This is a genomic window from Micromonospora sp. NBRC 110037 (assembly GCF_001652995.1).
GTDB classification, from domain to species: domain Bacteria; phylum Actinomycetota; class Actinomycetes; order Mycobacteriales; family Micromonosporaceae; genus Micromonospora; species Micromonospora chalcea.
Map to the genome: position 1 here is coordinate 431,433 of NZ_BBVA01000005.1, position 14,790 is coordinate 446,222.

A 14,790-nucleotide genomic window follows, 5' to 3' on the forward strand; every position below is an offset into this window, starting at 1 on the left:
CGGCTCAGCGGCCCTCGGCGTCGTCCATGGCCCGGTAGATGCGCTGCTCGGAGACCGGGTACGGGGTGCCGAGGGCCTGGGCGAACACGTTCACCCGCAGCTCCTCGATCATCCAGCGGATCTGGCGGGCCGCCGGGGTCGCGCGCCGCGGCGGGGGCAGCGCGGCGAGCATGTCCTGGTACTCCTTCTGCACCACCGCGATCCGGTCCTGCTGCTGTTTGTCGCGCTGCGGGTTGCCGGGCAGCCGGTCCAGCCGCCGCTCGATCGCGGTCAGGTAGCGCAGCAGGTCGGGCAGGCGCGCGTAGCCGGTCTCGGTGATGAAGCCCTTGTGCACCAGGCCGGTGAGCTGGGCACGGATGTCGGCCAGCGCGGCCACCACCGCCAAGTTGCGGGTCGCGCCGAGCCGCTGCTCCACCGTGTACGCGGCGGCCAGCACCCGGCGGACCCGGTCCATCACCTCGACCACGGTGTCCACCAGGTCGGCCCGCACCTTGTCGCGCAGCGCGGCGAAGCCCTCGGCGTCCCAGGCCGGGCCGCCCGCGTCGCCGATCAGCTTGTCGATCGCCGCCCCGGCCGCGTCCTCGATCAGCTCCGGCACGCTGCCGTGCGGGTTGCGGGACAGCGCCAGCTTCGCCTCGTTGCTCAGCCGCCCCTGGAGGAACTTCGCCGGCGACGGCAGCGTCAGCCGCAGCAGCCGGCGGGTGCCCGCCCAGTGCGCGGCCTCCTGCTCGGCGGCCGAGTCGAACACCTTCACCCCGACGGTGGCGCCCTCGTCCACCAGCGCCGGGTACGCGGTCACCGCGAAGCCGGCGCGGACCTGCTCGATGGTGCGCGGCAGCGCGCCGATCGACCACTCGGTCAGCCCGGAACGGGCCACGTCCGGCGCGGCGGCGGCCACGACCTGCCGTACCTCCTGGCGCAGCTCGCGTTGCAGCGCCGGCAGGTCCTTGCCCTCGGCGACCGGTTTGTCGTCCTCGCCGAGCACCCGGAACGTCACCCGCAGGTGCGGCGGCAGCTTCCCCGGGTCCCAGGCGTCCGGCGGCACTGTCACGCCGGTCATCCGGCGCAGCTGCCGGGTCAGCGCGGCCAGCAGCGGCTCCTCGCCCGGCGTGATCGCGGCCAGCGCGGCGCGCGCGTAGTCGGGCACCGGCACGAAGTTGCGCCGCACCGGCTTGGGCAGCGACCGGATCAGCGCGATCACCAGCTCCTCGCGCAGCCCGGGCACCTGCCAGTCGAAGCTCTCCGCCGGCACCTGGTTGAGCAGCGGCAGCGGGATGTCCACAGTGACGCCGTCGGTCGGCGCGGTCGGGTCGAACGTGTACGTCAGCGGCAGCGTCACGCCGTCGGCCCGCCACTCGTCCGGGAAGTCCTCCTCGTCCACCCCGCCCCGGCCGTCGTTGACGAGCAGCTCGCGGGTGAACGTGAGCAGGTCCGGCTGCTCCCGGCGGGTCTTCTTCCACCACGAGTCGAAGTGCCGGCCGGAGACCACGTCGGGGGGGATGCGCTGGTCGTAGAAGGCGAAGATGGTCTCGTCGTCGACCAGGATGTCGCGGCGCCGGGCCCGGTTCTCCAGCTCCTCGATCTCGGTCAGCAGCTTCTGGTTGTCCCGCCAGAAGTGGTGGTGGGTCTGCCAGTCGCCCTCCACCAGGGCGTGCCTGATGAACAGCTCCCGGCTGAGCACCGGGTCGATCCGCCCGAAGTTCACCTTGCGCGAGGTGACGAGCGGGATGCCGTACAGCGTGACCTTCTCGTAGGCCATCACGGCGGCCTGCTTCTTCTCCCAGTGCGGCTCGCTGTAGCTGCGTTTGACCAGGTGCTGGGCCAGCGGCTCGACCCACTCGGGCTCGACCCGCCCGGCCACCCGGCCCCACAGCCGGGACGTCTCCACCAGCTCGGCGGCCATCACCCAGCGCGGCGGCTTCTTGAACAGCGCCGACCCGGGGAAGATCCCGAACTTCGCGCCTCGCGCGCCCAGGTATTCGTGCTTCTGCGCGTCCTTGAGGCCGAGGTGCGACAGCAGGCCGGGCAGCAGCGACTGGTGCACCTTCGGGGTGTCGATCTCCTCCGGCAGGTCGGCGCCGGCGCCGCGCCGGCCCTCACCCTTGTCCGAGGTTCGCAGCACCTGGCGCAACTGGCTGACGATGTCCTGCCACTCGCGTACCCGGAGGTAGTTGAGGTATTCGGCCTTGCACATCCGGCGGAACGCGCTGGAGGACAGCTCCCGCTGCTTCTCCCGCAGGTAGCGCCACAGGTTCAGGTACGCGACGAAGTCGGATTCCTTGTCGGCGAACCGGGCGTGCGCCTGGTCGGCCTGGGCCTGCTTGTCGGCCGGGCGTTCGCGCGGGTCCTGGATGGACAGCGCGGCGGCGATCACCACCACCTCGGTGGCGCAGCCGTTGCGTTCGCCCTCCAGGACCATCCGGGCCAGCCGGGGGTCGACCGGGAGCTGTGCCAGCCGCCGGCCCAGCGCGGTGAGCCGTTTCGCCGGGTCGGTCTCGGCCGGGTCGAGCGCGCCCAGCTCGTGCAGCAGGTTCACGCCGTCGGTGATGTTGCGCCGGTCCGGCGGGTCGATGAACGGGAACGCGGCGACGTCGCCGAGCCCGATCGCCGTCATCTGCAGGATGACCGAGGCCAGGTTGGTGCGCAGGATCTCCGGGTCGGTGAACTCGGGGCGGGAGTCGAAGTCCTGCTCGTCGTAGAGGCGGATGCAGATGCCGTCCGAGGTACGCCCGCAGCGGCCCTTGCGCTGGTTGGCGCTGGCCTGCGAGACCGGCTCGATCGGCAGCCGCTGCACCTTCAGCCGGCTGGAGTAGCGGGAGATCCGGGCGGTGCCCGGGTCCACCACGTACTTGATGCCCGGCACGGTCAGCGAGGTCTCCGCGACGTTGGTGGCCAGCACCACCCGGCGGTTGGAGTGCGCGGCGAAGACCCGGTGCTGCTCGGCGGTGGACAGCCGGGCGTACAGCGGCAGGATCTCGGTGCCGAGCAGCGACCGCTTCTTCTGGACCAGCTTGCCCAGCGCGTCGGCGGTGTCGCGGATCTCCCGCTCGCCGCTGAGGAACACCAGGATGTCGCCCGGCCCCTCGGCGGCCAGCTCCTCGACCGCGTCGCCGATGGCCTGGATCTGGTCCCGGACGTTCTCCTCGTCGGCCTCGTCCTCCTCCTCGGCCTCGGTCACCTCGACCAGCGGCCGGTAGCGGACCTCCACCGGATAGGTGCGTCCGGACACCTCGACCACCGGCGCCGGGTTGCCCTCGGCGTCGGCGAAGTGCTTCGCGAACCGGTCGGTCTCGATGGTCGCCGAGGTGATGACCACCTTGAGGTCGGGCCGGCGGGGCAGGAGCTGCCTGAGGTACCCGAGGATGAAGTCGATGTTGAGGCTGCGCTCGTGTGCCTCGTCGATGATCAGCGTGTCGTACTGCCGCAGCATCCGGTCGGTCTGCAACTCGGCCAGCAGGATGCCGTCGGTCATCAGCTTGACCAGGCTGTTCTCGCCCACCTGGTCGGTGAAGCGCACCTTGTAGCCGACCACGTCGCCCAGCTCGGTGCCGAGCTCGTCGGCGATCCGGTCGGCGACCGTACGGGCCGCCAGCCGGCGGGGCTGGGTGTGCCCGATCAGGCCGGTGATCCCGCGCCCCAGCTCCAGGCAGATCTTGGGGAGCTGGGTGGTCTTCCCGGAGCCGGTCTCACCGGCCACGATCACCACCTGGTGGTCGCGGATCGCGGCCGCGATGTCGTCCTTGCGCTCACTCACCGGCAACTGCGCCGGGTAGGTGATCGCCGGCACGGCCGCGCGACGCGACTCCAGGCGCGCCTCCGCCCGGGTCACCTCGGCCGTGATCTCGGCCAGCGCCGCGTCCCGCCGCTGCGGGTCACGCAGCCGCCGCACGCCGTCGAGCCGCCGCTGGAGGCGGCGCTGGTCGCGGAACATCAGCGGGGCGAGGCGGCGGTGCAGGTCGCGGGCGGTGTCAGGGGCGGCGGGTACGGCTGGCTTCTGCATGTCGTCGCCAAGGATAGGCAGCCGCGCGGCGGACCGCCCCCGGGTTACCGGCGACGGGCGCGCCGTCACCGGCGGGCCGCCCGGCGGGGATAAAGTTGCCGCCGACGGGGGCCGACGGGGCCGACGAGGGGCGGGGATGATCATGCGGGACACCGACCGGGCGCTCGTGCAGGCCGCCACCGCCGTGGCGAAGCTGCGCTGCCGCAGCGACAACCACACCGTCGCCGCCGCCGTACGCAGCACCGACGGCCGGGTGTTCAGCGGCGTCAACGTCTACCACTTCACCGGCGGTCCGTGCGCCGAGGTGGTGGCAATCGGGGCCGCCGCGACCCAGGGCGCCGGCGAGCTGGAGACGATCGTCGCGGTGGGGGACCGGGGCCGGGGCGTCATCCCGCCGTGCGGGCGCTGCCGTCAGGTGCTGCTCGACTACTTCCCGTCGATCCGGGTGATCGTCGGCCCGCCCGACGGGCTGCGCGCGGTCCCGATCGCCGACCTGCTGCCCGAGACGTACGTCTGGTCCGACCAGCAGGTCGAGGTGCCGGCCGGGCCGCGTGCCCCGCTGTGGCCGACCCCGGTGGTGCCGGGTGTCCGGCAGGCCGCCGAGGACTGACCGGCGCTCCGGTCCGGCGCGCTGAGCCGCAACGCTCAGTCGCCGGCGGCGGCCTCCAGCATCGAGCGGGGTACCGGCACCTGCTCGAAGCGGACCTGACCCTCCGGCACCATCCAGCTGCTGACCTGCGCGACGAGCCGGCCCGCGCGGACCGCCGGGTCGTTCGCGTACAGCTCGCGGGCCATCTGCGGGTCCACCGACAGCACCACGAAACCGCGGACGCGTCCGTCGTCGCCGTCCAGGAACGGCCCGGCCGCGAGCACCGCGCCCTGCTCCACCAGCCCGGCCTGGTGCGCCAGGTGGGCGTCCTGGATCCGGTCGAGCGCGTCCTGCGGCAGGTCCGGCGCGTCGTCCGGGCGGACCAGGAGCACCACCGTGTGCCTGTCGAATCGCATGCCCTCAGGCTAGGGGTTGCCGGGCATCGACACCGGCGGGTTAGGTGCGCCTTACCAGGTCAGCTAAGGTGAGGCGTACCTAACCGGAAGGCGTGCCACCCCGTGACCACCGTCGCCGTCCGGCCCGCGCGGGCCGGGGCCCCCGCCCGCCGTGGCGCACCCCGCCGCATCGCGGTCACCCTGGCGGCGGCGCTGCTGCTCCTGCTGGCGCTGCTGGCCAGCCTGGCGCTCGGCAGCCGGCACATCCCGGTCGACCAGGTGTGGCACGCGCTGGTGTCCCCGGACGGCGGCGACGCGACCACTGTCGTCCGGGACATGCGGCTGCCGCGTACCGTCCTCGGGCTGGTCGTCGGCCTCGCGCTGGCGCTGGCCGGGGTGCTGTTCCAGGCGGTCACCCGCAATCCGCTGGCCGAGCCGCGCATCCTCGGCATCAGCGCCGGGGCCTCGTTCGGCGTGGTGCTGGCCATCGCCGTGTTCGGGGTCGGCACGCTCGCCGGGTACGTCTGGTTCGGCATCGCCGGCGCGCTGCTCACCGGGCTGCTCGTGTTCGCGGTCGCCAACCGCGCCCGCGACGGCGCCAGCCCGGTCACCCTCGCGCTCGTCGGCGCGGCCATCGACGCCGGTCTCGGCGCCATCGTGTACGCGCTGCTCAGCATCGACGCCCGCACGTTCGAGGAGTACCGCTTCTGGGTGGTCGGCGGGCTGACCGGCCGGGGCGTCGGCGTCGCCGGTCAGGTGCTCCCGTTCGTGGCGGCCGGGGTGCTGCTGGCCCTGCTGGCCGCCCGTGGCCTGGACGCGCTGGCCCTCGGCGACGACGTGGCGCGAGGGCTCGGCCACCGGGTCGCCCTGGTCCGGCTGGCCGCCGGCGGCGGTGGCGTGCTGCTCACCGGCGCCGCCGTGGCCGCCGCCGGGCCGATCGCCTTCGTCGGGCTGGCGGTGCCGCACCTGGCCCGGGCGCTCGTGGGCGCCGACCACAGGTGGACGCTGCTGGTCGCCGCGCTGCTCGGCCCCGCGCTGGTGCTGGCGGCCGACGTGACGGGCCGCCTGGTCGCCCCGCCCGGCGAGATCCCCGCGGGCATCATCACCGCCCTGCTCGGCGCCCCGCTGCTGGCCTACCTGGTCCACCGAGCCAAAACGGTGACGACATGACCACCCCGGTCCCCCGCACAGACTCCCGCGATCTTGCACTTGCCGCCCCGGCGAAAGGGGCGATCCCGGCGCCGTCGGGGCAGCAAGTGCAAGATCAACGACGTGGGCCGCTGGGGGCCGGGCGCGGGGTTCTGCGGGTCGGGGCGGCGGTGGCGGTGCCGTTCCGGTGGCGTCCTGTCGTTCTGGCGCTGGTGCTGTTCGTGCTGCTCTGCCTCGCGGTGGTGATCAGCCTGTCGCTGGGGACGCCGTACGTGGCCCCCGTCGACGTGGTGCGGTCGCTCTCCGGCGCGGGCACCCCGTACGACCTCGTGGTGCGCGACCTGCGACTGCCCCGCGCCGTCCTCGCGGCGGTGGCCGGTGCGGCCTTCGGCGTGGCCGGCACGCTGATCCAGAGCGTGGCCCGCAACCCCCTGGCCAGCCCCGACGTCATCGGCGTCACCCAGGGCGCCGGGCTGGCCGCCACGATCGCGCTGACCAGCGGGGCGGCGGCGGTGCTGGTGGCGCCGGCGGCGCTGCTCGGCGGCCTGGCCGCGGCGGTGCTGGTGTTCGCGCTCGGCGCCCGGCACGGCCTGGCCGCCCAGCGGTTCGTGCTCGCCGGCGTGGCGGTGGCGTTCGCGTTCCGGGCGCTGATCGAGGTCGTCATGCTCACCGCCGACCCGATCGACGGGCTGCGCGCGCAGATCTGGCTCATCGGCACGCTCGCCGGCAAGGGGTGGAGCGAGGCGGCCTGGATCGCCGGCACGCTCGCCGTGCTGCTGCCGGTGCTCCTCTGGGCCGGCTGGGCGCTGCGCAGCAGCACGCTCGACGACGACACCGCGCGGGGGATCGGCCTGCGGCCGGTGGCCCGGCGCATCGGCCTGGCCGGCACCGGCGTGCTGGCCGCCGCGATGGTCACCGCCCAGGTGGGCGCGGTGGACTTCGTGGCGCTCGTGGCCCCGCAGGTGGCCCGCCGGCTGGCCCGGACCGAACGACCGCCGCTGCTCTGCGCCGCGCTGCTGGGCGCGTTGCTGCTGGTGCTCGCCGACCTGGGCGCCCGGCGGCTGCTGGCGCCCACCCAACTGCCGGCCGGCGTGCTGACCGCGGCGATCGGCGGGCCGTACCTGATCTTCGTGCTGCTGCGCACCCGAGGGAGGCGCTCGTGACCGCGCTGCTGTCCACCCGCGACCTGGTCGTCGGCTACGAGGGCCGGACCGTGCTGGACGGACTGGACCTCGACCTGCCGGCCGACACGTTCACCGTGATCGTCGGCCCGAACGCCTGCGGCAAGTCGACGCTGCTGCGCACCATGGCCCGGCTGCTCACGCCCCGGCGGGGCGCGGTGCTGCTCGACGGCGCGGCGATCCGGGCCCTGCCCACCCGGGACGTGGCCCGGCGGCTCGGCGTGCTTCCGCAGAGCCCGCTGGTGCCCGAGGGGATCACCGTGGCCGACCTGGTCGGGCGCGGCCGGCAGCCCTACCAGCGCTGGTGGCGGCAGTGGTCGACCGAGGACGGCCGGGCGGTCGAGGAAGCCATGCGGCTGGCCGATGTCGCCGGGCTGGCCGACCGGGCGGTGGACACGCTCTCCGGCGGCCAGCGCCAGCGGGTGTGGATCGCCATGACGCTGGCCCAGGACACCGACGCGCTGCTACTGGACGAGCCCACCACGTACCTCGACCTGGCCCACCAGGTGGAGGTGCTGGACCTGCTGCACCGGCTGCGCGCCGAGCGGGGCCGGACCGTGGTGGCCGTGCTGCACGACCTCAACCAGGCGGCCCGGTACGCCGGTCACCTGATCGCCATGCGCGACGGCGCGGTGGTCGCCGCCGGCGAGCCGCGCGAGATCCTCACCGCCGACCTGGTCCGCGACGTGTTCGGGCTGGACTGCGTGGTCATGCCCTGCCCGGTCAGCGGCGCCCCGCTCGTGGTGCCGGCCCTCACCCAGACCTCGGCCGTTCCGGCCGCCACGCCGGCCACGGCCGGCGCCCCTGTCGGCGACGCCTGAGCGCGCCGACCCGCACCACCGAAAGGAACACCATGCGTCGTCTCGCCGTCGCACTCACCGCCGCGCTCGCCCTCGGCGTCGGTCTCACCGCCTGCGGGGAGAGCGATCCCGTCGGCGGCGCCGGCACCGGGGAGACCCGGGAGATCACCCACGCCATGGGCACCACGAAGGTGCCCGCCGAGCCGAAGCGCGTGGTCGTGCTCGACACCGACAAGATCGACACCGCGCTGTCGCTCGGCGTCACCCCGGTCGGCGCGGCCACCGCCGGTGAGGCGAAGAGCTGGCCCACCTACTTCGGCGCGGACAAGCTCGCCGGCATCACCGAGGTCGGCGTGCTCACCGAGCCGGACCTGGAGGCGATCAACGCGCTCAACCCGGACCTCATCCTGGGCAGCAAGTTCCGCCAGGAGAAGTTCTACGACGAGCTGTCCAAGATCGCCCCGACCGTCTTCACCGAGAAGGTCGGCATCACCTGGAAGGAGAACTTCCTCCTCGACGGCGCGGCGCTGGGCAAGGAGCAGCAGGCCAAGGACCTGCTGGCCGAGTACGAGAAGCGGGCGAAGGACTTCGGCGCGAAGCTCGGCGACGCCGCGTCCCGCAAGGTCTCCATCGTGCGCTTCATGCCGACCGAGATCCGCCTGTACGGGCCGGACTCGTTCTCCGGCATCGTCGTCGGCGACACCGGCCTGGGCCGCCCCGAGCGGCAGATGCTCGCCGGCAAGGAGGACAAGCGGATGGACCGGGTCAGCCCGGAGCGCATCGCCGAGGCCGACGGCGACGTGGTGTTCGTGACCGCGTACGGCGAGAAGGCCGCCGCCGAGCAGGCCAAGGTCACCGGCGGCACGCTGTGGAAGGGCCTGTCCGCGGTCAAGGCCGGCAAGGCGCACGTGGTCTCCGACGAGATCTGGATGACCGGCATCGGCGTGGGCGCCGCCAACAAGATCCTGGACGACCTGGAGAAGTACCTGGCCGCCTGAGCCCCGATCACCAGCGCCCGTCCAGCCGCACGGGGCCGGACGGGCGCTGGCGTGTTTCAGGCGGCCAGCTGCCAGAGCAGGAACGCGTTGAGCGCCACCACGAACGCCGTGATCGCCACCGCCGCCGCAGTGGTGGCCCGCCGGTTGACCAGGCTGCCCATCAGGTCCCGGCGCCGGGTGAACATCACCACCGGGATCAGCGCGAACGGGATGCCGAAGCTCAGCACCACCTGCGACAGCACCAGCGCCCGGGTCGGGTCGACGCCGATCGCGAGCACCGCCAGCGCGGGCAGCAGCGTGATCATCCGGCGGATCAGCAGCGGGATCCGGCGGCGCAGGAAGCCCTGCATGATGATCTCACCGGCGTACGTGCCGACGCTCGTGGAGGCGAGGCCGGACAGGAGCAGCGCGACCGCGAAGCCGACCGCCGCGGCCGTACCGAGCGTGGTGGCGAGCCCGGCGTGCACGCCTTCGAGGGTGTCGGTGCCCGGGATCGACGTGCCGTGGAAGCTGCTCGCCGCCACCAGCAGCATGGCCAGGTTGACCGCCCCGGCGACGCCGAGCGCGATCAGCACGTCGACCCGCAGGCCCTTGGCGATCACCCGTCGCTGCGCCTCGCCCTCGGCGGGCAGGCGGTTCGGCGTCAGCGCCGAATGCACGTAGATGACGTGCGGCATCACCGTCGCGCCCAGGATGCCGGCGGCGAGCAGCATGCTGTCGGTGCCCTGCATGCGGGGCAGCAGGCCGGCCGCGGCGTCGGACACGTCCGGCTGCGCGGTGACCAGGTTGACCCCGAACGCCAGCACGATCACCCCGAGCAGCACCGCGATGGCGATCTCGAACGTCCGGAAACCTCTGGAGCGCAGCGCCAGGATGGCGAACGAGGCGGCGCCGACGATCAGGCCGCCGGGCAGCAGCGGGACGCCGAACAGCAGGTACAGCGCGACCGCCCCGCCGATCACCTCGGCCAGGTCGGTGGCCATGGCTACCAGCTCGGCCTGCGCCCACATGACCCGGTTCAGCGGCCGGGGCAGGTGCTCCCGGCACAGTTCGGGCAGGCTGCGCCCGGTGGCCAGGCCGAGCTTGGCGGTGAGCGTCTGCACCAGCATGGCGGCCAGGTTCGCCGCCACCACCACCCAGACCAGCAGATAGCCGTACCGGGCCCCGGCGGTGGAGTTGGTGGCGAAGTTGCCGGGGTCGACGTAGGCGACCGCCGCTACGAACGCGGGCCCGAGCAGGATGAGGCGTCCGCGTACCGGGCGCGGGGCGCGGGCGGTCCGCAGTGGGGGTACGACAGGCGAGTCGTTTGTTACCACTGGTGCTCCTCGACGGACGACGGGCGGCGGGACGAGACGACGACCGGCGGGGGCGAGGCGGAGTCAGGCGGGTTGTTCCCGACTACTACTCACATATGCCACTAACCTGAGCCCAGAGGGGAAAGCGCACACGAGGGACGGTGTCGCCCCGCCGCGGCGGCTGCTCCGGCCCGGTCGATCGCCCCGGGCGCAGCACGCCGAACGGCCGTCCCGGGTGCGGGACGGCCGTTCGGTGGGGCGGCGGTGAGCCGGATCGGATCGGTCGGTCAGGCGGCGGTGGACCAGATGGCGCGGAACGCGGCTGCCTCACCGGCCAGCCACTGCTCGATCTGCTCGGGCTTGACGTCGGCGGGCATCCGGTGCGCCTCGCCTCGCCGCACGTCGACCAGGACCGGCTCGGCGTGCGGCAGCACCGCGTCCATGTGCCGGGCCATCAGGTGCAGCGTGGCCAGGGTCGCCTCCTCGCTCGGCGGCGCCTCGTCGAAGTGCAGCCGGATCGCCTCGGCCCGGCCGTCGGCGTACCGCACACCGAACTGCGGGTTGATCTTCACGGGCAGGTCACCCAGCATCGCCAGCGCGTCGCGGGTCTGCGCCAGGTCGACGCCGGCCGGCTCGCCCAGCGACTGCAGCCAGCGGGTCGCGCCCGGCACCAGCGCCTCGTAGAGCGGGCGCCAGCGCGGCTTGACCAGATCGGCGACCTGCGCGAGGTGGGTGCCGCCGGTGTGGAACGCGACGTCGGCCTTGAGCGCCTTGACGAACTGGCCGTGCGGGTTGAAGCCGTGCCGGCTGGCCCGCTGCCGGCGCAGCCCGCCGACGAAGGTGGCCTTGGTGGGCCCGGTGCGGTCGACGTACCGGGTGAATCCGAGGAGGGTGGCGTAGGGGGTGACAGGGGTTGCGGAGGTGGGCGCAGTCACGAGCATCCTCCCAGGTCAACAGCTCGATTAGTACATACATTCTAATCGACGGGTCTGACATCGCCCAGGGCACGAAAAGGGCCGCCCGGACATCCCGGGCGGCCCTTTTTCGCGTAGTCCTACAGCTGGCCGACGTCGGTGATCCGGACCGCCGCCGCGCCGATCTCGTCGGAGGCGGCGAGGTCGATCTCGGCGCTGATGCCCCAGTCGTGGTCGCCGTCCGGGTCGTCCAGGATCTGCCGTACGGTCCACTTCTCGCGGCCCTGCTCGATCATCAGCAGCGCCGGCCCGCGCGCGTCCGGCCCCACCCCGATCGCGTCGTACGTCTCGAAGTACGGCTCCAGCGCGTCGGCCCAGGCGTCGGCGTTCCAGCCGTCGCCGGCGTCCAGCTCGCCGAGCAGGTCCCAGCGGCGCAGCGCGGCCAGCTCGACGCGACGGAACATCGCGTTGCGCACCAGCACCCGGAACGCCCGCGCGTTGCGGGTGACAGCCGGCGGCCGGTCGTCCAGCGAGGCGGCGACCTCGGCCACGTCCGACGGGTTGCGCAGCCGCTCCCACTCGTCGATCAGGCTGGAGTCGACCTGGCGGACCAGCTCGCCCAGCCACTCGATGAGGTCGACCAGCTCCTCGGTCTTCGCGTCCTCGGGGACGGTCTGCCGCAGCGTCTTGTACGCGTCGGCGAGATAGCGCAGCACCAGCCCCTCGGAGCGGGACAGCCCGTAGAACTGGACGTACTCGGGGAACGTCATGGCCCGCTCGTACATGTCGCGGACCACCGACTTGGGGGAGAGCTGGTGGTCGGCGACCCAGGGGTGGCCCTGCCGGTACATCTCGTACGCGGACTCCAGCAGCTCCGCCAGCGGCTTGGGCCAGGTCACCTCGTCGAGCAGTTCGAGGCGTGCCTCGTACTCGATGCCTTCGGCCTTCATCGCGGCGACCGCCTCGCCGCGGGCCTTGAACTGCTGCGCGGACAGCACCTGGCGCGGGTCGTCCAGGATCGACTCGATCACACTGAGCACGTCGAGCGCGTACGACGGCGACTCCCGGTCGAGCAGTTCCACTGTGGCCAGCGCCAGCGGTGACAGCGGCTGGTTGAGCGCGAAGTCGAGCTGGAGGTCGACGGTGAGGCGTACCCGGCGGCCGGTCTCGTCCGGCTCGGGCAGCTCCTCGACCACGCCGCCGGCCCGCAGCGCGCGGTAGATGGCGATGGCCCGGCGGATGTGCCGGCGCTGCGCGGCCGGGTCCTCGTGGTTGTCGGTGAGCAGGTGCCGCATCGAGGCGAACGCGTCGCCCGGGCGGCCGATCACGTTGAGCAGCATCGAGTGGCTGACCTGGAAGCTGGACGTGAGCGGCTCCGGCTCGGCCTCGACCAGGCGCTGGAACGTCGGCTCACCCCAGCCGATCGAGCCCTCCGGCGGCTTCTTCTTCACCACCTTGCGGCGCTTCTTCGGGTCGTCACCGGCCTTCGCGAGGGCCTTCTCGTTCTCGATCACGTGCTCGGGGGCCTGCACCACGACCCGGCCCAGCGTGTCGAATCCGGCCCGCCCGGCCCGGCCGGCGATCTGGTGGAACTCGCGGGCCTTCAGCAGGCGCGTCCGCACCCCGTCGTACTTCGAGAGGCCGGTGAACAGCACGGTGCGGATCGGCACGTTGATGCCGACGCCGAGCGTGTCCGTACCGCAGATGACCTTGAGCAGGCCGGCCTGGGCGAGCGTCTCGACCAGGCGGCGGTACTTCGGGAGCATGCCGGCGTGGTGCACGCCGATGCCGTGCCGGACCAGCCGGGACAGCGTCTTGCCGAAGCCGGAGGTGAACCGGAAGTTGCCGATCGCCTGCGCGATCATGTCCTTCTCGGCGCGGGTGCAGACGTTCACGCTCATCAGCGCCTGGGCGCGTTCCAGCGCGGCGGCCTGGGTGAAGTGCACCACGTACACCGGGGCCTGCTTGGTCTCCAGCAGCTCCTCCAGCGTCTCGTGCAGCGGCGTGGTCGCGTACGAGAAGAGGAGCGGGACCGGCCGCTCGGCCGAGCGGACGACGGCGGTCGGCCGCCCGGTACGCCGGCTCAGGTCGTCGACGAAGCGGGTGGTGTCGCCGAGCGTGGCGGACATCAGCACGAACTGGGCCTGCGGCAGCTCGATCAGCGGCACCTGCCACGCCCAGCCCCGGTCCGGCTCGGCGTAGAAGTGGAACTCGTCCATGACCACCTGGCCGACGTCGGCGCGGCGGCCCTCGCGCAGCGCCAGGTTGGCCAGGATCTCCGCGGTGCAGCAGATGATCGGCGCGTCCGCGTTGACGCTGGCGTCGCCGGTGAGCATGCCGACGTTCTCGGCGCCGAAGACCTCGCAGAGCGCGAAGAACTTCTCCGAGACCAGCGCCTTGATCGGCGCGGTGTAGAAGGTCGTGCGGTCGTCGGCCAGCGCCGCGAAGTGCGCCGCGATCGCCACCAGGCTCTTGCCCGAGCCGGTCGGCGTATTCATGATCACGTTCGCGCCGGAGACGATCTCGATGACCGCCTCCTCCTGATGGGGATAGAGATTCAGGCCGCGCTCGGACGCCCAGGAGGCGAACGCGTCGTAGAGGGTGTCGGGATCGGCGGTCTTCGGCAGCGCGGCGGTGAGAGTCATGGCGGCTCCCATCGTGCCTGGATCACACCGCGCCGCGCCAACCGGGTTCAGCGCAACGGGTTCAGCGCCGCCGGTGGATCAGGTCGAAGACCTCCCGGCCCGCGGTCAGCGCGCGGCGCTCGAACTTCGTCACCGGCCGGTGCGCCGGACGCGGCGCGTAGCCGCCGTGTACGTCGACCAGCTCCGGGTCGGCGGTGAGCGTCTCGCGCATCGACTCGGCGTACTGCGCCCAGTCCGTCGCGCAGTGCAACGTGCCGCCCGGGGCCAGCCGGGACCGCAGCAGCGCCACGTGCGCCGGCTGAATGATCCGCCGCTTGTGGTGGCGTGTCTTCGGCCACGGGTCCGGGAAGAAGACGTGCACCGCGTCCAGGCAGCCCTCCGGCATGGCCCGGACCAGGTCCAGCGCGTCGCCCTCGGCCACCCGTACGTTGTCCAGACCGTGGCGTTCCACCAGGTCGAGCAGGTTGGCGATTCCCGGCGTATGGACCTCGACCGCCAGATAGTGTCGGTCCCGGTCGGCCGCCGCCATGGCGGCGGTGGCGTCGCCCATGCCGGAGCCGATCTCCAGCACCAGCGGCGCCCGCCGTCCGAACAGCGCCGCCGGATCGCACGGCCCGTCGAGGGCGGCGATCCTGAGGCCGTACGCGGGCCAGAGCCGGTCCAGCGCGTCGCGCTGCCGGTCGCTCATCCGCCCGCGACGCGGATGGAAGGTGCGGATGCGGGCGGCGGGAAGGTCGGTGAGGGTCACAACGAGCCGAGCCTAGCCCGGATCGGATGTGATGTGCGGCCGGGGGTGAGAGGATTCATCCCGTACGCCGGGAGGG

Annotated in this window: 11 protein-coding genes; 5 read left to right on the top strand and 6 right to left on the bottom strand. The window is 73.0% G+C overall.

The annotated features are described in order from the left end of the window. Window positions 1–4: 4 nt before the first annotated feature. A complete protein-coding gene (hrpA, locus tag A4R25_RS18215) occupies window positions 5–4,000 on the bottom strand; it encodes an ATP-dependent RNA helicase HrpA (RefSeq protein ID WP_064447501.1) in 3,996 nt (1,331 codons plus the stop codon). Between the two features lie 142 nt (window positions 4,001–4,142). On the opposite strand from hrpA, the gene A4R25_RS18220 reads away from it, so the two are divergent. Next, entirely contained in the window at window positions 4,143–4,610 is a 468-nt protein-coding gene (locus A4R25_RS18220) for a cytidine deaminase (RefSeq protein ID WP_231915568.1), read from the top strand. Between the two features lie 35 nt (window positions 4,611–4,645). Here the strand turns inward: A4R25_RS18220 and A4R25_RS18225 are convergent, their stop codons facing one another. Further along, the gene (locus tag A4R25_RS18225) at window positions 4,646–5,005 is read right to left on the bottom strand and encodes a YciI family protein (protein WP_013285335.1); all 360 of its coding nucleotides are present in this window, start codon (window positions 5,003–5,005) and stop codon (window positions 4,646–4,648) included. Between the two features lie 102 nt (window positions 5,006–5,107). Between A4R25_RS18225 and A4R25_RS18230 the strand changes: the two genes are divergently transcribed. The 4 genes from A4R25_RS18230 to A4R25_RS18245 all read left to right on the top strand — a co-directional run bounded on the left by A4R25_RS18230 (window position 5,108) and on the right by A4R25_RS18245 (window position 9,112). Beyond that, a complete protein-coding gene (locus tag A4R25_RS18230) occupies window positions 5,108–6,154 on the top strand; it encodes an iron ABC transporter permease (protein WP_064447503.1) in 1,047 nt (348 codons plus the stop codon). Between the two features lie 149 nt (window positions 6,155–6,303). Continuing rightward, the gene (locus A4R25_RS18235; RefSeq protein ID WP_231915569.1) at window positions 6,304–7,296 is read left to right on the top strand and encodes an iron chelate uptake ABC transporter family permease subunit; all 993 of its coding nucleotides are present in this window, start codon (window positions 6,304–6,306) and stop codon (window positions 7,294–7,296) included. Next, window positions 7,293–8,135 (top strand): ABC transporter ATP-binding protein, encoded by an 843-nt coding sequence (locus A4R25_RS18240; protein WP_064447505.1) that lies wholly within the window; start codon window positions 7,293–7,295, stop codon window positions 8,133–8,135. Before A4R25_RS18235 ends, A4R25_RS18240 begins: the two co-directional genes overlap by 4 nt. A gap of 32 nt (window positions 8,136–8,167) precedes the next feature. Continuing rightward, window positions 8,168–9,112: an ABC transporter substrate-binding protein gene (locus A4R25_RS18245; protein ID WP_043325074.1), complete on the top strand. Its 945-nt coding sequence runs from the start codon at window positions 8,168–8,170 to the stop codon at window positions 9,110–9,112. Window positions 9,113–9,168: 56 nt separating this feature from the next. Here A4R25_RS18245 and A4R25_RS18250 read toward each other — a convergent pair whose 3' ends face one another. The 4 genes from A4R25_RS18250 to trmB all read right to left on the bottom strand — a co-directional run bounded on the left by A4R25_RS18250 (window position 9,169) and on the right by trmB (window position 14,714). Further along, window positions 9,169–10,428 (bottom strand): Nramp family divalent metal transporter, encoded by a 1,260-nt coding sequence (locus A4R25_RS18250; RefSeq protein ID WP_064447506.1) that lies wholly within the window; start codon window positions 10,426–10,428, stop codon window positions 9,169–9,171. A 266-nt stretch (window positions 10,429–10,694) separates the two neighbouring features. Beyond that, window positions 10,695–11,342 (bottom strand): hypothetical protein, encoded by a 648-nt coding sequence (locus A4R25_RS18255; RefSeq protein WP_043325072.1) that lies wholly within the window; start codon window positions 11,340–11,342, stop codon window positions 10,695–10,697. Window positions 11,343–11,461: 119 nt separating this feature from the next. Beyond that, window positions 11,462–13,966, bottom strand: a complete 2,505-nt coding sequence (locus tag A4R25_RS18260; protein WP_064447507.1) for an RNA helicase — start codon at window positions 13,964–13,966, stop codon at window positions 11,462–11,464. 61 nt (window positions 13,967–14,027) lie between these two features. Then, window positions 14,028–14,714 carry a tRNA (guanosine(46)-N7)-methyltransferase TrmB gene (gene trmB / locus A4R25_RS18265; protein ID WP_064447508.1) on the bottom strand — a complete coding sequence of 229 codons (687 nt, stop codon included), beginning with the start codon at window positions 14,712–14,714 and terminating at the stop codon, window positions 14,028–14,030. Window positions 14,715–14,790 lie beyond the last annotated feature (76 nt).